22 protein-coding genes are annotated in these 22,170 nt (G+C 35.5%); 20 read left to right on the top strand and 2 right to left on the bottom strand.

Going from position 1 to position 22,170, the window contains the following annotated elements:
• Window positions 1-3: 3 nt before the first annotated feature.
• Window positions 4-1,278 (top strand): phosphoribosylamine--glycine ligase, encoded by a 1,275-nt coding sequence (purD, locus tag DESTER_RS02175; RefSeq protein WP_013638036.1) that lies wholly within the window; start codon window positions 4-6, stop codon window positions 1,276-1,278.
• Between the two features lie 51 nt (window positions 1,279-1,329).
• On the opposite strand, the gene hflX is transcribed toward purD, so the two are convergent.
• Both hflX and DESTER_RS02165 read right to left on the bottom strand, forming a co-directional pair.
• The gene (gene hflX, locus DESTER_RS02170) at window positions 1,330-2,418 is read right to left on the bottom strand and encodes a GTPase HflX (protein WP_174249856.1); all 1,089 of its coding nucleotides are present in this window, start codon (window positions 2,416-2,418) and stop codon (window positions 1,330-1,332) included.
• Window positions 2,419-2,440: 22 nt separating this feature from the next.
• A complete protein-coding gene (locus DESTER_RS02165; protein WP_013638034.1) occupies window positions 2,441-3,415 on the bottom strand; it encodes an IS5-like element ISDeth1 family transposase in 975 nt (324 codons plus the stop codon).
• Between DESTER_RS02165 and pyk the strand changes: the two genes are divergently transcribed.
• The 19 genes from pyk to coaBC all read left to right on the top strand — a co-directional run bounded on the left by pyk (window position 3,409) and on the right by coaBC (window position 22,166).
• Window positions 3,409-4,767, top strand: a complete 1,359-nt coding sequence (gene pyk, locus DESTER_RS02160; protein WP_244829550.1) for a pyruvate kinase — start codon at window positions 3,409-3,411, stop codon at window positions 4,765-4,767. The genes DESTER_RS02165 and pyk overlap by 7 nt on opposite strands.
• Window positions 4,667-5,608, top strand: coding sequence for an IS5-like element ISDeth1 family transposase (locus tag DESTER_RS02155; RefSeq protein WP_244829548.1), 942 nt, complete (start codon window positions 4,667-4,669; stop codon window positions 5,606-5,608). Before pyk ends, DESTER_RS02155 begins: the two co-directional genes overlap by 101 nt.
• A gap of 35 nt (window positions 5,609-5,643) precedes the next feature.
• Window positions 5,644-5,829 carry a pyruvate kinase alpha/beta domain-containing protein gene (locus DESTER_RS02150; RefSeq protein ID WP_041737335.1) on the top strand — a complete coding sequence of 62 codons (186 nt, stop codon included), beginning with the start codon at window positions 5,644-5,646 and terminating at the stop codon, window positions 5,827-5,829.
• A gap of 54 nt (window positions 5,830-5,883) precedes the next feature.
• Window positions 5,884-7,218 carry a DASS family sodium-coupled anion symporter gene (locus DESTER_RS02145; protein WP_013638032.1) on the top strand — a complete coding sequence of 445 codons (1,335 nt, stop codon included), beginning with the start codon at window positions 5,884-5,886 and terminating at the stop codon, window positions 7,216-7,218.
• 374 nt (window positions 7,219-7,592) lie between these two features.
• Window positions 7,593-8,138: a 4Fe-4S dicluster domain-containing protein gene (locus DESTER_RS02140; protein ID WP_013638031.1), complete on the top strand. Its 546-nt coding sequence runs from the start codon at window positions 7,593-7,595 to the stop codon at window positions 8,136-8,138.
• 40 nt (window positions 8,139-8,178) lie between these two features.
• A complete protein-coding gene (cooS, locus tag DESTER_RS02135; RefSeq protein WP_013638030.1) occupies window positions 8,179-10,059 on the top strand; it encodes an anaerobic carbon-monoxide dehydrogenase catalytic subunit in 1,881 nt (626 codons plus the stop codon).
• A 74-nt stretch (window positions 10,060-10,133) separates the two neighbouring features.
• A complete protein-coding gene (locus DESTER_RS02130; RefSeq protein WP_013638029.1) occupies window positions 10,134-10,637 on the top strand; it encodes an NADH-quinone oxidoreductase subunit NuoE family protein in 504 nt (167 codons plus the stop codon).
• Window positions 10,634-12,553, top strand: coding sequence for an NADH-quinone oxidoreductase subunit NuoF (nuoF, locus tag DESTER_RS02125; protein WP_013638028.1), 1,920 nt, complete (start codon window positions 10,634-10,636; stop codon window positions 12,551-12,553). The genes DESTER_RS02130 and nuoF overlap by 4 nt, the downstream gene beginning before the upstream one ends.
• Window positions 12,550-13,368 (top strand): 2Fe-2S iron-sulfur cluster-binding protein, encoded by an 819-nt coding sequence (locus tag DESTER_RS02120; protein WP_013638027.1) that lies wholly within the window; start codon window positions 12,550-12,552, stop codon window positions 13,366-13,368. Before nuoF ends, DESTER_RS02120 begins: the two co-directional genes overlap by 4 nt.
• Window positions 13,358-14,236 carry an ATP-binding protein gene (locus DESTER_RS02115; protein WP_013638026.1) on the top strand — a complete coding sequence of 293 codons (879 nt, stop codon included), beginning with the start codon at window positions 13,358-13,360 and terminating at the stop codon, window positions 14,234-14,236. Before DESTER_RS02120 ends, DESTER_RS02115 begins: the two co-directional genes overlap by 11 nt.
• Before the next feature lie 63 nt (window positions 14,237-14,299).
• Window positions 14,300-14,722: a thioredoxin family protein gene (locus DESTER_RS02110; RefSeq protein WP_013638025.1), complete on the top strand. Its 423-nt coding sequence runs from the start codon at window positions 14,300-14,302 to the stop codon at window positions 14,720-14,722.
• A 53-nt stretch (window positions 14,723-14,775) separates the two neighbouring features.
• Window positions 14,776-15,222, top strand: coding sequence for a ribose 5-phosphate isomerase B (rpiB, locus tag DESTER_RS02105; RefSeq protein ID WP_013638024.1), 447 nt, complete (start codon window positions 14,776-14,778; stop codon window positions 15,220-15,222).
• Window positions 15,222-16,001 (top strand): 3-deoxy-8-phosphooctulonate synthase, encoded by a 780-nt coding sequence (gene kdsA, locus DESTER_RS02100; RefSeq protein WP_013638023.1) that lies wholly within the window; start codon window positions 15,222-15,224, stop codon window positions 15,999-16,001. The genes rpiB and kdsA overlap by 1 nt, the downstream gene beginning before the upstream one ends.
• Before the next feature lies 1 nt (window position 16,002).
• A complete protein-coding gene (locus DESTER_RS02095) occupies window positions 16,003-16,659 on the top strand; it encodes an endonuclease III domain-containing protein (RefSeq protein WP_013638022.1) in 657 nt (218 codons plus the stop codon).
• Entirely contained in the window at window positions 16,659-17,981 is a 1,323-nt protein-coding gene (locus DESTER_RS02090; protein ID WP_013638021.1) for a nicotinate phosphoribosyltransferase, read from the top strand. The genes DESTER_RS02095 and DESTER_RS02090 overlap by 1 nt, the downstream gene beginning before the upstream one ends.
• A 6-nt stretch (window positions 17,982-17,987) precedes the next feature.
• Complete coding sequence (cmk, locus tag DESTER_RS02085; protein ID WP_013638020.1) at window positions 17,988-18,647, top strand: (d)CMP kinase; 660 nt, start codon at window positions 17,988-17,990, stop codon at window positions 18,645-18,647.
• A gap of 103 nt (window positions 18,648-18,750) precedes the next feature.
• Window positions 18,751-19,659, top strand: coding sequence for a zinc metalloprotease HtpX (locus tag DESTER_RS02080; RefSeq protein WP_013638019.1), 909 nt, complete (start codon window positions 18,751-18,753; stop codon window positions 19,657-19,659).
• 4 nt (window positions 19,660-19,663) lie between these two features.
• Window positions 19,664-20,992 (top strand): chloride channel protein, encoded by a 1,329-nt coding sequence (locus tag DESTER_RS02075; protein WP_013638018.1) that lies wholly within the window; start codon window positions 19,664-19,666, stop codon window positions 20,990-20,992.
• Entirely contained in the window at window positions 20,973-22,166 is a 1,194-nt protein-coding gene (coaBC, locus tag DESTER_RS02070) for a bifunctional phosphopantothenoylcysteine decarboxylase/phosphopantothenate--cysteine ligase CoaBC (protein WP_013638017.1), read from the top strand. The genes DESTER_RS02075 and coaBC overlap by 20 nt, the downstream gene beginning before the upstream one ends.
• Window positions 22,167-22,170: the final 4 nt, after the last annotated feature.

Below are 22,170 nucleotides of genomic sequence, written 5' to 3'. Positions count from 1 at the left end.
AAAATGAAAGTTCTTGTTGTAGGTTCAGGTGGAAGAGAACACGCTCTTGTATGGAAACTTGCTCAAAGTCCAAAGGTTGAAAAGGTTTATGGTGCACCAGGTAATCCAGGTATAGCACAGGTTGGTGAATGTATAGATATATCTCCTACTGATATAGAAAGGCTTGCCAATTTTGCAGAAAAAGAGGGAATTGACCTTACAGTTGTAGGACCTGAAGCTCCGCTTGTTGCAGGTATAGTTGATGAATTTGAAAAAAGAGGACTTAAGGTCTTTGGTCCTTCGAAGGAAGCAGCAAGATTAGAAGGTAGTAAAGCTTTTTCAAAAGAAATGATGAAAAAGTATGGTGTTCCCACTGCAGATTTTGAAGTTTTTGACGATCCTGAAAAGGCAAAAGAATATATAAGGAAAAAAGGAGCTCCGATTGTTGTAAAAGCTGATGGTCTTGCAGCTGGAAAAGGAGTTGTTGTTGCAAAAAGTGTTGAAGAAGCACTTGAAGCAATCGATAAAATAATGATAGAAAGAGTTTTTGGAGATGCAGGAAATAAAGTGGTTGTAGAAGACTGTCTATTTGGAGAAGAAGCTTCTTATCTAGTTGTAACAGATGGAGAAAACTTTATTCCTCTTGCAACTGCTCAAGATCACAAAGCAGTTTTTGACGAAGATAAAGGACCAAACACAGGAGGAATGGGAGCTTACTCTCCAGCACCTGTTCTCTCAAAAGAAATGGAAAAAGAAGTCCAAGAAAAGGTCATAAAACCGATACTTAAAGGAATGAAGCAGGAAGGACATCCATTTAAAGGAATTCTTTATGCAGGTCTCATGATAACTAGTGATGGACCAAAAGTTCTTGAGTTTAATGTAAGATTTGGAGATCCTGAAGCTCAAGTTATTCTTAGAAGACTAAAGACAGATCTTGTAGATGTATGCTTAAGCGTTATTGAAGGAAACTTAGTTGACGGTCTTGAGTGGATAGATGAAACTGCAATATGTGTTGTTCTTGCCTCAAAAGGTTATCCTGGAAAGTATGAAAAAGGAAAATTTATTAGTGGTATAGAAGAAGCCGAAAATATCGATAATGTAGTTGTTTTTCATGCCGGAACAGCAATAAAAGATGGAAAGTTTATAACAAATGGTGGAAGAGTTCTTAACGTTACAGCGCTTGGTAAAGACATTGTTGAAGCAAGAGAAAACGTTTATAATGCTGTAGAAAAAATTTACTTTGAAGGAATGCATTATAGAAAAGACATAGGACTTAAAGCCTTAAAGCATTCTTCTTAATAAAAGAAGATAATAATAAGCACGGTGCCTGGGCACCGTGCTTTGTTCAACTTAAAGAAATTTTGTTATCTCTAACTTGAGATTTTCAAATCCCCATCCAAACTTAGCAGAGATAAATACTGTAGGTGCATCTTCTTCAGGCAATTTCCCTAATAATTCAGTATATAAGATTTGGGATTTTTCGTAAGAATCAACAATACAATCGGTTTTATTTGCTACAAAAATCTTGGGTTTATTCCAAGCACCAAGTTTTTTTAAAACTTCCTTGACAGATTTAAGTTCTTCTTCAAGCTTTTTTGAAGAGACATCAAAAACTATAAGAAGAATATCGGACTCTTTAACTTCTCCTAAAGTTGCCTTAAAGGAGGCAATAAGCTCATGTGGTAGGTTCCTTATGAAACCTACCGTATCAGATATTAGAACTTTTTTATCTTCTAAATACAGAGAACCTGTTTTTACATCTAAAGTTGCAAAAGGAATATTCTTTATAAAAACATCCTTTTTGGTTAAAGCTTTAACAAGAGTTGATTTTCCAACGTTTGTATAGCCAACAACTGCAATGGTTATAAAGTTCTTTCTTTTTCTGCTTTCTCTTACCAAGCTGTATCTTTTCTCTATTTCTTCAATTTCCTTTTTGAGCTTATGGATTTTCTTTCTAAGAACTCTTGCTTCAACTTCAGTTTTTGTTTCACCGGGACCTCTTGTCCCAATACCACCACCAAGACGAGAAAGTTCTTTACCCTTTCCTCGAAGGTGAGAAAGTTGATAGGAGGCTTTAGCAAGCTCAACTTGAAGTTTTGCTTCCTTTGTTCTTGCTCTTCGTGCAAAGATTTCCAAAATGACTTCTGTCCTGTCTATAACAGGTAATCCTGTAAGGTTTTCAAGGTTTCTCTTTTGAGAGTAGGAAAGCGTATGGTAGGCAACAATCAAAGTAGCGTTTTGAGTATCTATTTCCCTAACTTTTCCTTTACCGATGTAAGTGGAAGGAGAAGGTGCTTTCCTTTTTTGGATAACTATTTGAATGACTTCTCCTCCTAAAGCTTCTATTAGACCTTTTAGCTCTTCTGTGTCAATTTCTTTTCTTGGAGTTTTCACACCAACTATGACTACTTTTTCTTTATTCATTTTCTTTTCCTTCATGAATAATTCTTTTTGTTTCATTTTAATGAACTGAGAGTGTTTGAAAAATCATCCAGACAAAGAACAAAACTCCCATGTTAAAGAGGATAAACTTAGCTAAAACAAACAGTTGAGCTATATGAAAGCTCTTTGTTCTCTCGTAACTTCCAACATCCTGCTTAACTTCTCCAAAAATACTCTCTATCAGTCCTCTAAACCTGTAAATTTCATCAGATTCTAAAAGCTCTTTGCATTTAAGCCTAATCTCAGATTTAATTCCCTTCCTTAATGTTTCTCTCACCTTTATGTAAGGCTTTAAGCCTACTAACAGAACAAGCTCAATAAACTTAATGCTGTCATAAGCTTTGTCTCCTAAAAATGGCTTTCCTTTCAAAGCTCTCCATATAAATCCCCTTTCGTTTAACCACCTAACTATTTTCTCTCCAAGTTTCACTTCCGAAGCGTAACTCTCTCCAGGTAATGCAGTAAGAATGAACCTTTTTCCATCTTTTAGATGAACGCTTAATACAACAACTTTAACGTGGCTTTTTACCTCCTTTATCTCTTTGCCTCTTAGAATTTTCAATGGATAAATCTCATTGTATTTGAAGCCAGTTCCATCTATTATCAGAAATCTTAGTTCTTTATGATACTTCCCTAAGAGTCTTCGAGAGACAAAGTTCAGAAAATCTACAAGGAGAATGGAAGGTAGTTGCTTGAGTCGGTAATAATAGGTTGAAAAATCAGGAATATTCTCTCTTCCAAATATCTGAACTGCCAAATATTCAAGGTCTCTGAATGATAGGTTCCAGGCTACTTGGAGGAAAAGAAGGGTAAGAATTATCTCGTCAGGGTATTTCTTGGGTCTTCCTCTTTTGGTTTTAAAAGGATATAAATATACCAGTACAGCCTGTCCTCTCCGGTTCATGTATGTTTTTGATAGGTTGAGTACTTTGTGGAAATTTAGTCTTTTCGCTTTCATACCGGAGAGGATAGGCTTTTTTCTTAATTTTGGCAATTTTCAAACACCCTCACAAAGCAATGAGAAAAAAGACAAAAATTGTGGCTACCTTAGGACCTGGCTCTTCGGATAAAAAAATTTTACAGAAAATGCTGGAATATGGACTAAACGTTGTAAGACTGAATATGTCTCACGGAACACACGAAGAACATAGAAAAAAAATAGAACTTGTTAGAGAAGTAGAAAAAGAAGTTGGTAAGCCAATTCCCGTTTTAATGGATTTATGTGGTCCAAAAATAAGAATAGGAAAAATAAAAAAAGAGCCTTTCTATCTTCATAGAGGAGAAAAAATTGTTTTAACAACTGGAAAGTCTGCTAAAGAAAAAATCGTTGTTAACTATCCAAACCTTCATAAAGAAGTTAAGAAGGGAGAGGTAATTCTTCTTGCAGACGGTGCTTTTAGATTAAAAGTTAAGGAAGTCAAGGATAAAGATATCATTTGTGAAGTATTGGTTGGAGGACCTTTAACTTCTCACAAAGGTGTAAATCTTCCCCATTCTAAACTTTCAGTTCCGGCTTTAACTGAAAAAGATAAAGAAGATGTAAAGTTTGGAATAGAAAATGGTGTTGACATCATTGCTTTATCTTTTGTTAGAAAAGCTGAAGATGTTATTGAGCTAAAAGAATTAATTAGTAGCTTAGGAAAAAGCATTCCTGTCATTGCAAAGATAGAAAAACCTGAAGCCGTTAAGAACATTGATTCTATTTTAGAAGTTGCAGATGGAATAATGGTTGCAAGGGGAGACTTAGGAGTAGAGCTCCCTATTGAAAAAGTTCCCGTTATTCAAAAGCAACTTATAAGAAAAGCAAATGAAGTAGGAAAACCTGTCATAACTGCAACTCAAATGCTTAAATCTATGGTTGATCTTCCATCTCCAACAAGAGCTGAAGTTACAGACATAGCAAATGCTGTTTTGGATGGAACAGATGCTCTAATGCTTTCAGAAGAGACAGCAGTTGGAAAGTATCCAGTAAAAGTTATAAGAACAATGGCAAAAGTTGCTTTTGAAGCTGAGAAAATTTACTTATACAAGCGTTATATGGATATGCCCGCTAAAACCTTGCAGGATTCCCTTGCAAAGTCTGCTTGTAATCTTTCAAGAGAAGTGAAAGTAAAAGCAATTATTCCATTTACACGAAGTGGTGTTTCTGCCTTAGCAGTTGCAAAATATAGACCTCCTGTTCCTATCTATGCAGGAGGGTGTTTGAAAATTGCCAAAATTAAGAAAAAAGCCTATCCTCTCCGGTATGAAAGCGAAAAGACTAAATTTCCACAAAGTACTCAACCTATCAAAAACATACATGAACCGGAGAGGACAGGCTGTACTGGTATATTTATATCCTTTTAAAACCAAAAGAGGAAGACCCAAGAAATACCCTGACGAGATAATTCTTACCCTTCTTTTTCTCCAAGTAGCCTGGAACCTATCATTCAGAGACCTTGAATATTTGGCAGTTCAGATATTTGGAAGAGAGAATATTCCTGATTTTTCAACCTATTATTACCGACTCAAGCAACTACCTTCCATTCTCCTTGTAGATTTTCTGAACTTTGTCTCTCGAAGACTCTTAGGGAAGTATCATAAAGAACTAAGATTTCTGATAATAGATGGAACTGGCTTCAAATACAATGAGATTTATCCATTGAAAATTCTAAGAGGCAAAGAGATAAAGGAGGTAAAAAGCCACGTTAAAGTTGTTGTATTAAGCGTTCATCTAAAAGATGGAAAAAGGTTCATTCTTACTGCATTACCTGGAGAGAGTTACGCTTCGGAAGTGAAACTTGGAGAGAAAATAGTTAGGTGGTTAAACGAAAGGGGATTTATATGGAGAGCTTTGAAAGGAAAGCCATTTTTAGGAGACAAAGCTTATGACAGCATTAAGTTTATTGAGCTTGTTCTGTTAGTAGGCTTAAAGCCTTACATAAAGGTGAGAGAAACATTAAGGAAGGGAATTAAATCTGAGATTAGGCTTAAATGCAAAGAGCTTTTAGAATCTGATGAAATTTACAGGTTTAGAGGACTGATAGAGAGTATTTTTGGAGAAGTTAAGCAGGATGTTGGAAGTTACGAGAGAACAAAGAGCTTTCATATAGCTCAACTGTTTGTTTTAGCTAAGTTTATCCTCTTTAACATGGGAGTTTTGTTCTTTGTCTGGATGATTTTTCAAACACTCTCATCTATGCAGTAACACATGATATTGAAACCTATAGGAGATTAAATCTTGTGTGGGGTGTAGAGCCATTTCTTACCACATTAGCTAAGTCTACAGATGAAATTATTAAAGAATCTATAAAAGTTGCCAAAGAAAAAAACTTAGTAAAAAGAGGAGATAAAATAATAGTGCTTGCTGGAGCTCCAACAGGCGTTCCAGGAACAACCAATATGTTAAGAGTTGTAACCATACAGTAAACGTACCATAAATTGAATTAAAATAATATTTAAATAAAGTATAGGGGAATAATCATGAAGCGTTTAATAAGTTTGACTTTTGCCTTTCTTATAGTAATTTTTATTTTCTTTGTTCCATCAATTCCTCTTCCAATTGAAATAAAAAAAGGACTTGCAGTTTTAGCATTTGCAGCTATTTTATGGATAACCGAAGCAATCCCCTTAGCAATTACCTCGCTCTCTATTCCTGTTTTAGCAGTTTTTTTGGGAATATTAGATGTTAAAGGCGCATTTTCTTCCTTTGCTCATCCAATTATTTTTCTTTTCTTCGGTGGATTCGCACTTGCAACTGCTCTTAAAAAGTACGAATTGGATAAACTCCTTGCTTTTAAGATAGTGTCAATTTCGCAAGGTTCTCTTTTTAAAACAACTATTCTTCTTTTTACTGCAACTGCTTTTGTTTCTATGTGGATTAGCAATACATCTACAACGGCAATGATGCTTCCACTGGCTCTTGGAATAGCCAAAACGGTTTCTGATGACAAAAGACTTAAGACTTTTCTTCTTTTAGGAGTTGCCTATTCTGCAAGTGTTGGGGGAATAGCAACTCTTGTTGGAAGTCCTCCTAACGGGATAACCGCTGCAAATCTCGGAATGGGATTTACTGACTGGTTAAAGATTGGACTACCAGCAGTCCTTATTCTTTTTCCTTTTCTATTTCTCATTCTTTACCTTTACTTTAAGCCTGATTTAAGAAAAAAAGTAACGATTAAAAAGTTTGTCCTTCCCATGACAAAAGAAAGAATAGGTGTTTTATTGGTTTTTCTTGTTACTGCTACTTTATGGCTCTTTAGCAAAAAAATTGCTGCTTTTATGGAAATTCATAAGTACTTTGATGCAGTTGTAGCTGTTCTTGCTGTTATTCTTCTTTTTATCTTCAAACTTGTAAACTGGGAAGAAATTAACAAAGGGACTGATTGGGGAACTTTATATCTATTTGGTGGAGGTCTTGCACTATCTCACGTTTTAAAAGTTACAGGAACGAGTAAGTTTATAGCAAGGATTTTAACGGAAAACATCGGATATTTGCCTCATATTTTAGTTGTTCTTTCAATTGTTCTTTTTATGATCTTTCTAACTGAACTCATGAGTAATACTGCAACAGCTGCAATCTTTATTCCGATTCTTATAACTACTGCTTCACAAATGAATTTATCTCCCTATGAACTGGCTCTTCCTGCCGGAATCGCGGCTTCCTGTGCATTTATGCTTCCGGTTGCAACTCCTCCAAATGCAATAGTTTACGGAACTGGAGAAATTGAACAAAGAGATATGATAAGGATAGGGTTTATTTTAAATGTGGTTTTTGCTGTTGTTATTTCTTTACTTGTAGTTCTTATTTGGAATTAGTTAACTATAATTATGTAGACCAAAATATATTTGGTTAAAATGTTTTTATTTCTTTTATTATAATGCTAAATATAATAAATTTTGCAAAAGATAAAAAATGTTTTTTTCTTCTTTCTTCTCTGATAAACCAAAGTTAAGAAGAAAAGAGAACTTTGAATCACCGTATTACTCTTTTTAAATCTAATATTCTCAACTAATTCTAAAAATGAAAGGAAAGTGATATTTTTTTTAATTACCGTAGTTTGTTTATTAACAATTCAATAAGATGATTTATAAAAATTATTTACACTTTTCTTTTTTTAGAGATATTTCTTGACACAATCTTTTTTTTTATAAACTTTTAAAATTGAGAAGAGGTAAGAAGGAGGACAAAAATGAACACAGTGCTTGTAAACTCTGAAAGGTGTATCGGCTGTAAACACTGTGAAATAGCATGTGCCATTGAGCACTCTTTGTCAAAGGACTTGTTTTCTATGCTTTCAGAAGAAGTTATTTCTAAACCGCGTATTCATGTAGAAGTTGGTAAGGACTTGCTAACATTCCCTAACAAGTGTAGACACTGCAATCCTGCCCCATGTATGGAAGTCTGTCCTACCTATGCAATTTCAAGAGACGAAAAAACAGAATCTGTGTTGGTAGATCCAGCAAAGTGTATAGCATGTAGTATGTGTGCTATTGCATGTCCCTTCGGTGTTATAACTTTTGAGAAAACCTATACTGTCCGAAGAAGTGTAAATGTAAAGTGTGATAACTGTATAGATAGACAAAAAGAAGGCAAAAAACCTGCATGTGTTGAGGCTTGTAAAACTGGAACTCTCACCTTTGGAGACGTAAATGACTTAATAAGAGAAAGAAGAAAAGAGGTAACGAAAATAGTTACAAAAACCTTAAAAGATCAAATGAATCCTAAATATCTATAAAAGCATCCTAATAGAAATCAAAAAGTGGAGGGTAAGTAAAATGCTTAAAGATTGGAAACCTGAGGACAAGTCCATAGATAAAGCAACACAGGAAATGATAAGAAAGGCAGAAAAAGAAGGAATAGAAACAGCTTGGGACAGATTAAAAGCTCAGCTTCCACAGTGTGGATACGGTCAGCTTGGAGTTTGTTGTAGGATTTGTATGCAGGGACCTTGTAGAATTGATCCATTTGGAAATGGTCCTCAGAAAGGAGTTTGTGGAGCAACAGCTGAAACAATAGTAGCAAGAAACTTGGTAAGAGCTATAGCTGCCGGTGCTGCTGGTCACTCAGATCATGGAAGACATGTAGTTTTAGCCCTAAAGGAAACGTTAGAGCATGGAACTCCTTATCCTATTAAGGATGAAAAGAAACTTAAAGATGTTGCTAAAAAACTTGGGGTACCGGTAGAAGGAAGAAAAGCAGAAGAAATAGCAAAAGATTTAGTAGAAATAGCTTTAGGAGATTTCAGTAAGCAAGATGAAGAAATAATTAAATTTGCAGATGCATATGCAAACAAAAAAAGAAAAGAAGTATGGAAGAAAACAGGTGTTGCACCAAGAAATATAGATAGAGAAATCGTCGAATCAATGCATAGAACTACCATGGGAGTTGATCATGACCCTCTTTCCCTTGTAGCCCATGGTATAAAGACTTCCATTGCAGATGGATGGGGAGGTTCTCTTATTGCTACAGAATTCCAAGACATTCTATTTGGAACTCCAAAAATAGGTAAAGGAGAGGCAAATTTAGGTGTCTTAAAAGAAGACTATGTAAATATTGTTATACACGGTCACGAGCCTGTTCTTTCAGAGAAAATCATTGAAGCAGCTCAAGATCCTGAACTGATTGAATTAGCGAAAAAATATGGAGCAAAAGGTATAAATGCTGTTGGTATGTGTTGTACTGGACTAGAGCTCCTTATGAGACATGGAACTCCAATAGCAGGAAATTACCTTCAGCAGGAATTAGCAATCGTTACAGGTGCTGTTGAGGCAATGGTAGTTGACGTTCAGTGTATCATGCCTTCGTTAGTTGATGTAGCTAGATGTTTCCATACAAAGATTATAGATACAAGTAGCTTAGCTACTTTCCCAGGAGCAGTTCATGTTAAGTTTGATGAAATGAGAGCTGATGAAATAGCAAGAGAAATTGTAAGAATAGCGGTAGAAAACTTCCCTAACAGAAATAAAGACAAGGTTCAAATTCCTAAAGGTAAATCAGAAGCTATTGGAGGTTTCTCAGTAGAAGCCATTTTAGAAGCGCTTGGAGGAACTCTCAAACCTCTTGAAGAGGCAATAGTTTCTGGAAAAATTCGTGGTGTTGTTGGAATTGTTGGATGTAACAACGCAAAGATAAGACATAACCACAATCACATAGTTCTTACAGATGAACTAATCAAGAATGATATTCTTATCATAGGAACTGGTTGTTGGGCAACTGCATGTGCAGAGCACGGAATATTCTTGCCAGAATATGCAGAAAAGGCAGGAGAAGGATTAAAGAGTGTATGCAAGGCATTAGGTATTCCTCCTGCTCTTAACATGGGTTCCTGTGTCGATTGTTCAAGGATGTTAGTTCTTGCAGATCTTATGGCAAGAGACCTTGGAGTTGATATTTCAGACCTTCCTCTTGCAGGTTCTGCACCAGAGGCAATGACAGAAAAAGCTGTATGTATAGGAACTTACTTTGTTGCATCAGGAATTCTTACCCACCTTGGAATAGTGCCTCCAACTGTAGGAAGCGTAGAGGTAACAAAACTTCTAACAAAGGATGCAATGAATATAGTAGGTGGTGCTTTCTACATAGAGCCAGATCCTATCAAGGCAGCAAAAACTTTAATTGACCATATAGAATCTAAGAGAAAAGCTTTAGGTATTTAATTAAGGGCTTAAAGGAGGAGGTTCTTTCTCCCCTTTCTATCTTTTCACACATTTAGGCAAGGAGTAAAATAAAAATGGAAAAAACAATAGATAAAAAGATAATAGATGAAATAATCGAAAAATATAAAAATCCATCAGGAAAAGTTATAAGTATCTTAGAAGATATCCAAGAAAAAAATAAATATCTTTCAAAAGAGGCACTAGAGTACGTTTCAGAAAAGCTCAATATACCTCTTTCTCAACTTTATAGTATTGCTACATTTTATTCATTTTTTAACTTAAAGCCTGTAGGAAAACACATCATCAGTGTTTGTACAGGAACTCCTTGTCATGTAAAGGGAGCTCCTCAACTTATAAAAACTTTAGAACGTCTTCTTGGAATAAAACAAGATGAAGTTTCTGAAGATTCTAAGTTTTTCCTTACCACTCACGATAGAAGTTTTTCTCTTACTGCTGCAAGATGTTTTGGATGCTGTTCTATGGCACCTGTAATCAGAATAGATGACAAAATCTATGGTTACGTTACGGTTAATGATCTTCCTAAGATACTTAAGGAATATGGATGGAGAGAAAAATGAAAATAGTTTCTATCAAAGATTTACAAAAGGTAGCAGAAAAAGGATTAAAGAAGCTTAAACCAAAAAACAAGATACGTATTAGTGTAGGACTTGCTACTTGTGGCATTTCTGTAGGTGGAGCTCTTTTATACGATCTATTAGAGAAAAAAATAAAGGAATTTGGACTAGAAAATAAAGTAGAGCTCTCTAAAACTGGTTGTATTGGTTTTTGTAAAGAAGAACCTATTGTAAATATAAAAATTCCTGGTAAAGCCATAGTAGTTCTTCATAGAGTTACTCCCGAAGATGTAGATGAAATATTAAAAACAATTGCCGATGACGAATACAAATTTCCCAAGGTATTTTTCCAGATAGATAAATGGGATCACATTACTTCTTTTATAGATTATGGAGAAAAGTTTCCAGAAATTCCAACTTGGAATGAAATTGATTTCTTCAGATATCAAAAAAGATTAGTCTTAAGAAACTCAGGTATTATAAATCCAGAAGATATAGAAGAATACATTGCAGTAGGTGGATACAAATCTCTTTTTAAAGCATTTAAAGAAATGAATCCTGATGAAATTATAGAGGAAATAAAAAAATCAGGCTTAAGAGGAAGAGGAGGAGCTGGATTTCCTACTGGTCTTAAATGGGAATTTGCAAAGAAAGAAAAAAGTGACGTGAAATACGTAATATGCAACGCTGACGAAGGCGATCCCGGTGCTTACATGAACAGAAACGAAATGGAATCTGACCCTCATATGATAATAGAAGGAATGATAATCTGTGGTTACACAATAGGAGCAAACGAAGGCATTATTTACGTAAGAGCTGAATATCCGTTAGCTATCGAAAGATTACAGAAGGCAATAGACGATGCAAGAAGTCTTGGTTTTCTTGGGAAAGATATTCTTGGAACAGGATTTGATTTTGATATAACAATAGTCAAAGGTGCAGGTGCTTTTGTCTGTGGAGAAGAAACTGCACTTATAGCTTCTATAGAAGGTAAGGCTGGAAGACCTAAACCAAGACCACCATTTCCTGCTCAAAAAGGTTTGTGGGGAAAACCCACCAATATAAACAACGTTGAAACATGGAGTAATATCCCTATCATAGTAGAGAAGGGAGGAGATTGGTTTTCAAAGTTTGGAACAGAAAAAAGTACAGGTACAAAAGTCTTTTCACTTGTTGGAAAAGTTGAAAACGTTGGACTTGTAGAAGTAGAACTTGGAACACCTGTCAGAAAAATTATCTACGATATAGGAGGCGGTACCAAAAAAGGAAAGATAAAAGCTGTACAAACAGGAGGTCCTTCAGGAGGATGCATTCCTTCTAAGCTATTTGATACACCTGTAGATTATGAACACCTTGCAGAAGTTGGTTCTATAATGGGTTCTGGTGGTGTTGTAGTAATGGATGAAGATACGTGTATGGTAGATACGGCAAAGTTTTTCCTCGATTTTTCTGTAGATGAATCGTGTGGAAAATGTGTTCCATGTCGGGAAGGACTAACTCACATGTACGAAATTCTTGATAACATAACAAAAGGTAAAGCCTCCATAGAAGATGTAGAAACTCTAAAAGAACTTTCAGAAACCGTTAAAACAACATCATTATGTGGTCTTGGACAAACAGCGCCTAATCCTGTGCTTACTACACTTGAGTACTTTTACGAAGAGTATATAGAACACGTTGTTAATAAACGTTGTCCTGGAAAGGTTTGTAAGGACTTAATTCAGTACGTAATTATTCAGGAAGCTTGTAAAGGTTGCACCGTATGTGCATTAAAATGTCCTGTTAACGCTATTTATGGAGAAAGGAAGAAACCACACGTAATTGATCAGTCGGCATGTATTAAATGTGGAGCTTGTCTGGAAGTGTGTAAATTTGATGCCGTTAGAAAAGTTTCAGAAGGAATAGGTGGTGGAAAATGAAGGAGCTTGTAAGCGTTTATATAAATGGAAAAAAATATGAAGCAGAAAAGGGAGAAATGCTTATAAACGTTGCTAGAAGAAACGGTATAAAAATACCTTCTCTTTGTTATGAAGAATTTCTTGAACCTTATGGTTCGTGTCGTATATGTATAGTAGAGGTAAAGGAAGGTGCAAGACCTGGTATTACTACATCTTGTTCTCTGGCATGTGTAGAAGGGTTAAAAGTTGAAACTGATACACCAGAAATCATTAGACATAGAAAAATGTTAATTGAGCTCTATTTGGCACAAGCTCTAGAAGCAGAAAAAATAAAGGAACTTGCAAAAGAATACGGTGTAAAGTCTACAAGATTTAAGAAAAAGTACAAAAAAGATGATCCTCTCAACAATAAATGTATTCTCTGTGGTCTTTGTGTAAGGGTTTGCAACGAAGTTATGGGATATGGTGCCATAAACTTTATTAATAGAGGACATAAAACCAAAGTAAATACTCCATACTTTGAGCCTAGTAATGTTTGTTCTGGATGTAAGGCATGTGTTGAGATTTGTCCAACTGATGCCATAACAGTAAAAGAGGAAGGCAATAAAAGAATTTTTGTTTCTTGGAGTAATACTACTGTAGAACTAGAAAAATGTGAAGAATGTGGTAAGTACTTTGCATCAGAAAAACTTGTAAGTAGAGTTCTTACTAAAGTTTATCCTAATGCTTTACACTTTGATGATACTTTTAAGAAATTGTGTCCAGAATGTAAAAGGAAATATATGTTATCACACAATATTACTGAATTAAGGAGAGGTTTAGAAAATGGCAGGTAAAAGCAAGAAAAAACTTGTTGAAGTGGCAAAGGAGTTAAAAGAGAAGTCTTCAATGGAAAATAAAGACTTAGAATTTAGAGTTGTCGTAACTGGAAAAGGAGGCGTTGGAAAAACAACTACTTCGGCTATCTTATCTCATCTTTTTGCAAAAGATGGATATAAAGTTCTTGCTATAGATGAAGATCCTCAGATGAACTTACCTTATTCCTTAGGGTTAGATGAAGAAAAGGCAAAGGAAATAGTTCCACTGTCCCACAATTTTGACTATATAGAGGAAAAAACTGGGGCAAGACCAGGCTCATCATGGGGACTCTTTTTAAGTCTTACTCCTGATGTTGACGATGTAGTAGATAAATTTGGAATAAAGGTTACAGATAATATTAGTGTGTTGGTAATGGGAACTGTTGTTCAAGCAGCAACTGGCTGTCTTTGTCCTGAAAATACACTACTTGATGCTGTTGTAAGATATATTTCCCTACGGAAAAATGAAGTTATCATAATGGATACTCAAGCTGGAGTAGAACATTTTGGCAGAGCTCTCTCAAAAGGCTTTAGACACTGTGTTGTCGTAACAGACTATACTTTTAACTCCATCCAAGTTGCTAAACATACTGCTACATTGGCTAAGCAGATAGGTATTCCTAATGTTTATCTTCTTGTTAATAAAATTAGAAAAGAAAGCGATATAGAAAAAGCAGAGAAGTACCTTTCAGATAGTGGAGATATCTTTAAAAAAGTTTTCTTTGCAAAGCACAGTGAACAAGTTTTAGATAATGAACCTTTTGTAGCACCAGTCTTAGAGCTAGAAGATGAATATGTCAAAACTTTAATAAAACTTAAAGAAGAGCTAAAGAAAAATAATGAGTAAGTAAAGCCACTTCTTCCTCTGTTTAGTACAATTTTGACAACGACTTGATAGAAGGAGGAAGAAGTGGAAACCCTTTACAAAATAGCTGCAATATTTTTTGATATTATTTTTGTTCTCCTAGTCTCATATTTTACTTTTGTCTTTGGCTTGAGGCTTTATTGGAAATTCAAATCAAAGAGAATGAGAGGACAGGAACTTCCCATTTTAGAAGGTGAGTTTTTAAGACTTAAGAGAGGAAAAGGAGTAATTTACTTTCATGCTCCAAATTGCCGTCCCTGTAAATTTATTGATCCTGTAATAAAGAAACTTTCTAAAGAACTTAAGAAAGTTGCGTTTATCAAGGTTAATATTGCTGAAAAGCCAGAACTTGCAAGAAAATTTGGAATACTTGCAACACCTTCAATTATTATTACTAAGGATGGACATATAGAAGAAGTTCTCATGGGGCCTGTTACTGAGGGAACATTAAGAGAGAAACTAAAGTAATTAGATTTCGGGAATCTATAATTTGAACTCCAAACAAAACCTGGAGGCTGAGAATGAAGATAGCTCTTGCTTGTGATCATGGTGGCTTTCGTTTAAAGGAAACTATTAAGGCTTACCTTGAGGAACTTGGAATAGAGTATATCGACTATGGAACTTATTCAGAAGAATCTGTAGATTATCCTGACTTTGCCTATAAGGCTGCCAAAGGAATAGTAAATGGAGAAGCAGATAGAGGAATCTTTATCTGTGGAACGGGAATTGGGATTTCCATTGCAGCTAATAAAGTAAAGGGAATTAGAGCAGCCCTTTGTTACAATGTGTTTTCAGCAGAGATGAGCAAAAGACACAACAACGCAAATGTTTTATGTCTTGGTGGAAGAATTTTAGGGGAAGAATTAGCAAAAGCAATTGTAAAGGTGTGGCTTGAGACTCCATTTGATGGTGGAAGACATGAAAGAAGAATAAATAAGATTTCAGAAATTGAAAAGCTGGAGGAATGATGCTCATAATTGCTGGTCCCTGTGTAATTGAAGATAGAGATACAGTCTTTGAAGTAGCAAAAAAAATAAGGGAATTAAAGGATAAATACCCTAAGCACATGTGGATTTTTAAAGCTTCATTCGATAAAGCCAATAGAAGTTCAATCGATTCTTATCGGGGACCAGGAATAGAAAAAGGACTTGAACTTTTATCCGAAGTGAAAGAAAAATTTGAACTTCCTATAACTACTGATATCCATGAACCTTGGCAGGCAGAAATTGTGGGAAAAGTTGTAGATATAGTCCAAATTCCTGCCTTTTTGTGCCGCCAGACTGATCTTATTGTTGCTGCTGCAAAAACAGAGAAAATAGTAAATGTAAAAAAAGGACAGTTTATGGCACCTTGGGATATGGCAAATGTTGTTGAGAAATTAAGAAAAAGTGGTGCTTCAGAGATTTTACTAACTGAAAGAGGAACAACGTTTGGCTACAATAACTTAGTTGTTGACTTTCGTTCTATTCCAATAATGAAAAAGTTTGGGGTAAAAGTTCTTTTTGATGCTACTCATTCAGTTCAAAGACCCGGTGGGCTTGGGAAAGTTAGTGGAGGTGACAGGGAATTTGTCCCGTATCTTTCTCGTGCGGCTATCGCTATTGGAGTTGATGGGCTCTTTTTTGAAATTCATCCTGAACCTGAAAGAGCTCTTTCTGATGGAGCTAACATGCTGAATTTGGAAGACTTTGAAGTTTTAATAGGAAAACTTATAAAGCTTTACTCCTTTATGAAGGAGAACTTCTAAAATGAAGGATGACTCTATACACGATATAGTCAAGATTCTCAGAAAAGAAACTAAAAAGTGGAATACTCCTATAGTTTCTCTTATGTCACAAACTGAAAGAGATCCCTTTAAAATACTTATTGCCACTGTTCTTAGCTTAAGGACAAAAGATGAAATTACAGCTAAAGCAGCTAATAAGCTCTTCCAGGTTGCAGATAACCCTTACGATATGTTAAAGCTTAAAGAAGAAGAAATAGCTTCCTTAATTTATCCTGTAGGTTTTTACAGAAGAAAAGCTAAGAATATAAAAGAAATATGTAAAGTACTTATAGAAAAGTACAATGGTAAAGTACCAGATGAAATAGACGAGCTTTTAAAACTACCAGGTGTTGGAAGAAAAACGGCAAACTTAGTCGTTACCTTAGGATATGGGAAACCGGGTATATGTGTTGACACACATGTTCATAGAATTTCAAATAGACTTGGCTATGTAAACACAAAAACACCTGAAGAAACAGAATTTGCTCTTAGAGAAAAACTGCCAAAAGATTATTGGATTGAAATAAATGACCTTCTTGTTTCATTAGGACAGCACATATGTCATCCAACATCCCCAAAATGTTCTCAGTGTCCAATTGAAAAATACTGCGACAAACGGGATGTAAAAAGGAGCAGATAATGAAGCTTTCTCCTCTTTTTACTGATCTTTATCAGCTTACAATGATGTGCGCTTACTTAGATAACAACAAGAGAGAATGGGCAGCTTTTGAACTATTTGTTAGAGAGCTCCCAGAAAAAAGGAATTACTTAGTATATGCAGGACTTCAAGAAATCGTTGATCTAATAGAAAGTTTGCGTTTTTCAAAAGAAGATATTGACTATCTTTATTCTTTAAAGCTATTTCCTGACTGGTTTTTAGACTTTTTGAAAGAGTATCGATTTTCTGGACTTCTTTATTCCATGAAAGAAGGAACTCTTTTTTTTCAACACGAACCCGTTCTTCGAGTAGAAGCTCCTATTTATGAAGCTCAGCTTCTTGAAACAGCTATAATGAACCAAATTCATGCTTCTTCGTTGATAGCTACAAAGGCAGCTCGTGTTTTTTCTGTTTCTAAAGGAAAACTCCTTGCAGATTTCTCTTTAAGAAGAACACACGGTATAGATGCAGGTTTAAAAGTTGCAAGAAACAGTTATATTGCTGGATTCAATTCTACTTCTAATGTATTAGCTGGGAAAATCTACAAAATACCTGTTGTAGGAACTGTAGCTCACTCCTTTATAACTTGTTTTGATTCAGAAGAGGAGGCCTTTAGAGCCTATGCTAAAACATTTCCTCATAATACAGTTCTTCTTGTTGATACTTACGATACCATTGAAGGAGTAAAAAAAGCAATAAAAGTTGCAAAAGAACTGGAATCTAAAGGCTACAAACTAAAAGGAATAAGACTTGATAGCGGTGATATAGTTGAGCTCTCAAGAATTTCAAGAAGACTTCTTGATGAAGCTGGATTAAATCACGTTAAAATTATTGTAAGTGGTGGTCTTGACGAGTACAAAATAGATGAAATTTTGAAAGAAGGAGCTATTGTTGACGGTTTTGGAGTTGGTACGAGAGTAGGGACATCTGCTGACGTTCCTTATATAGATTTTGTTTATAAGCTCGTTGAATTTGATAAAAAACCTGTAATGAAGACAAGTAAAGGAAAAAAGATGTATCCAGGAAGGAAACAGGTTTTTAGACAAAAAAATGGTGATGTAGTAGGTAGCTTTGATGAAAAACTTCCTGGAGAGCCTCTATTAGAGAAAATAATTGAAAATGGAAATCTTGTAAAAGAACTTCCTTCTCTAAATGAAATAAGAGATTATTTCATTTATCAATTTAATAAATTTCCGGAAAGAATCAAAAACATACATAGAAAAGAAGAGTATCCTGTAACCATAAGTCAAAAATTAGAGAATCTATACGAAACTTTAATGAAAAAGCTTTTATCTGGAGGTTAAATTCTGTTGAAAGACATAAAAATAATTACGATTGATGGTCCGGCAGGAGCGGGAAAGAGCTCTATTGCAAAAGAAATTGCAAAAAGATTTGGCTTTACTCATCTTGACTCTGGTGCCATTTATAGGACAATAGGAATTGCCTGTAAAAAAGCAGGTGTAAATCTTGAAAATGAGAAAGAAGTTCTTGAAGTTGCAAAAAAAATAAGGATAGAACTGAAGGAAGGTAAGGTTTTTCTTAATGGAAATAATGTAACAGAAGAAATTAGAACTCCTGAAGGAGGAATGTTAGCTTCAAAAGTAGCTCAATTTAAAGAAGTCAGAGAAATTGTTGTAAAAATATTAAGAGAATTAGCTAAAGGGAAAAAGATAGTTATAGATGGCAGAGATGCCGGTACTTATATATTTCCTGAAGCAGATTTAAAAATTTACTTAACTGCTTCTCCTGAAGAAAGAGCAAGGAGAAGATATAAAGAACTATTAAAAAGAGGATTTAATGTCTCTTTTAATGATATATTAAAAGAAGTAATAGAAAGAGACAAAAGAGATAAAAACAGAAAGTTTGCCCCCTTAGTAATTCCTGACGGTGCTGTGATTATCGATACTACAGAAAAAAATTTAGAAGAAGTTCTTCTAAAAATTTTTGAACTCATAAATTTTAGAAACTGAAAAGCTATGAAGTGAAAGTAACAGAAGAGATTGAAAGATTAATTTCCTTTTCCTATTTTAATTATAGCTTTTTACAAAATTTTTACGAGTAAGGAGGAAGACAATGAATTGGAATACACTGAAAACTACTATATTACTTGGTCTTTTAACGGGAATGTTGCTTGTTTTTGGAAAGCTTCTTGGTGGAAATGTTGGAATGGTTATTGCTCTATTTATGGCAGCTATAATGAACTTTGGAAGTTGGTATTTTTCAGACAAAATAGTTTTATCAATGTATGGAGTAAGACTCCTTGAAAAAGAAGATGCTCCTGTTCTTCATGAGATAGTTGAAAAACTTGCAAAGAATGCAGGTATTCCAAAACCTAAGGTTGGTATTGCTCCTATGGATGTTCCAAATGCATTTGCAACAGGTAGAAATCCAGAAAATGGAGTAGTTGTTGTAACTCCAAAAATTGTAGAGCTCCTTGATCAAGATGAGCTTGAAGGAGTACTTGCTCATGAAATTGCTCATATCAAGAATAGAGACACTCTCATTCAAGCAGTCGCAGCAACAATTGGTGGTGCAATTACAACCTTAGCAAATATGGCTCAGTGGTTTCTCCTTTTTGGAGGAGCAAGGAGAGAAGAGGAAGATGGTAGCTGGGCTGAAGTAATAGGTACAATTCTAATGGTAATTCTTGCACCTATTGCTGCAACTCTCATCCAGATGGCAATCTCAAGATCAAGAGAATACAAGGCAGACGAAACAGGAGGCATGATTTCAGGTAAACCGGAAGCTCTTGCAAGTGCACTTAAAAAACTTGAAGAGTACTCTATGAGAATCCCACCAGAAATAGCTAAAGCAGAAGTAAATCCAGCAACAAGTCATCTCTTTATTGTTAATCCATTAAAAGGAGATACAATAGCAGCTTTATTCTCTACCCACCCACCAACAGAAGAAAGAGTAAGGAGACTTTTAGAGCTTGCTAAGAGACTCTTTGGCAGAATTAGAGAGACCTTGTGGAGGTGGTAATTGATTGAGGGATAAACTTCCGGACATAAAGGATTACTTAAAAGGGTGTGCACAGACAAATCTTATTCACAGGTTTGATATCTCCACCATCTCCCATTTCTTTGGGAGATGGATTCCCTTTGCTTTTGCAGTTGGCATCGTTACTGGTTCTATTGCTTCATTGATGGATATAGTAATAGTTAATCTCAACAACTTCCTCTCCTCAAATCTTCCTTTTCTTTTTCTGTACCCACTTGTTGTATCGGTATTGGTTGGGTATGCTCTAACAGTAGATTCATCGATTGGAGGTCCCGGAATTGGTTATTCAATTCTTCATCTGAAGACAAAAATATACATTCCTGTCCGCTCAGTGATACTCAAACTGATAACCTCAACACTCGTTCTCTCAGGTGGTTTTATTGCCGGAAGGGAAGGTCCTTCCTTTTACATCGGAGTGGCCATTGGTGAGTGGCTCGGTAAAGCCTACGGACTGGGTAAGAAATACAAACCTCTCTTAGGGCTTATCGGCGGTGGAGCTTTTACCGGAGCTCTCCTAAAAGCACCTCTTGGAAGTGCTATTTTTGCTATGGAACTTGAAGAGATGTACAACCTTGACTATAGACCTTTTGTTCCTATGATTATTGCTTCCATTGTCAGCTATCTTACATTTTCCTTTTTCAGAGGAGAAAGCGCGTTTATCTATCTTACAAAAAATCCAGAGTGGAGTTTGCAAATTATTCCCTATATCGTTGTAATGGGACTAGTAATAAGTCTGCTTATTTACCTTTATACTTTTGTTTTCCATACAGCTTCCTGTACTTCAAAGTACTTTTCCTCAAAAGATAGACCTTTAATAGGAACTTCTCTTGCGCTTCCCTTTTTACTCATTCTTTACTTAACTACTCACGATGTAGATTTTCTTTCCACTCCAGCCCACATGGGAATAATTTCAAAACTGGCACAAATCCCTTTTCCTATTTTAGTAGATATAGTAGTTATCTTATGCGTTATTATTGTTACAAGTTTTACTCTCTCCTTTGGAATTCCCGGAGGAATCATTTTGCCAAACTTACTCATTGGAGCAGCGGTCGGAAATATGTTTGGACATATATTTCCTGACCAAATAGTTGTTTTCACTCTTGCTGGAATGGGAGCAGCATTAGCAGCTGGAGCAAAAACACCATTAGCTGCAATTGTCATGATTACAGAAATGACTCATGCCGATGTTGTAATTCCTATGACAGCTGCAATAATTACGAGCTATACTACAAGTTTTGGTTTCTGTCTTTACTTAGGACAAGAAATGAAACTTAAACCTATGGCAGGAGAAAAGAGTGGAAATTCTAAGGAATAGAAAAATTGTTTTAGGAATAACCGGAAGTATAGCTGCTTATAAAGCTGTAGAAATTTTAAGAAAACTTCAAAAAGCTGGAGCAGAAGTTAAAGTTGCAATGACTCCTTCTGCATTAAAGTTTGTATCTAAGCTTACACTTCAGACACTTTCTGAATATCCAGTGTACTATGAAACCATTCCTGAAGACACCGTAGAGATAAGACACACATCTCTATCTGCCTGGGGAGAACTGTTCATCGTCGCTCCGTCAACAGCAAACACAATTGCAAAAATTGCCTGTGGTATCGCTGATAATCCTGTTACAGATCTTGCACTCTGTTTCGGAAAGGGAATTATCTGTCCTGCAATGAATGTCAGGATGTATGAAAACCCAGTAACTCAGGAAAATCTGAAAAAACTAAAACAACTGGGATATGAAATTGTTGAACCAGGTCGTGGCTTTCTTGCATGTAAAGAAGAAGGAAAAGGAAGACTTGCCGAGGTCGAAGATATTCTGGATGCTGCCTCATACTGGTTTATTCCCAAACTGCTAAAAGGTAAAAAAGTGGTTGTAACTGCTGGAGCCACAAGGGAGTACATAGACCCCGTTAGGTTTATCTCAAATCCCTCTTCCGGTAAGATGGGCTTTGCGCTTGCAAAAGCCGCAAGAGGTGCAGGAGCTGAAGTAACACTGATAACGGGAAAAACCCACCTTAGAACGCCTTACGGTATAAAGAGAATAGATGTCGAAACAGTTGAAGAGATGAAAGGAGTCGTTCTTGAAGCTACAAAGGATGCCGATATCTACATTTCGGCTGCAGCAATTGGTGACTATAGACCGATAAAGAGAGAAGAGAAAAAAATCAAAAAGTCGGAAAAGAAGTTAATACTCGAACTTGAAAGAACACCGGACATCTTAAAACTTATAGGTGAAAGAAAAAGAAATGGACAGATCGTGATTGGATTTGCAGCAGAGACAGAGAGTTTGTTTGAAAATGCAAGGAAGAAAATCGAAAAGAAAAACCTTGACGCAATAGTTGCAAATGACGTTAAAAAGGGAATATTTGGTAGTGACAAGACGGAAATCTTCTTTATAACGAGAAAAGGAGAATTTTTAATTTCAGGTTCTAAAGAAGAAGTTTCTATTAAAATAGTTCAACTCATTTATGAAAACTTCTTTAAAGGAGTGGAGTAAAGAA

This window comes from Desulfurobacterium thermolithotrophum DSM 11699, assembly GCF_000191045.1.
Taxonomy (GTDB): Bacteria; Aquificota; Aquificia; order Desulfurobacteriales; family Desulfurobacteriaceae; genus Desulfurobacterium; species Desulfurobacterium thermolithotrophum.
The sequence above is the reverse complement of the archived record's forward strand: the minus strand, read 5'-3'. Positions and strand labels throughout refer to the sequence as shown.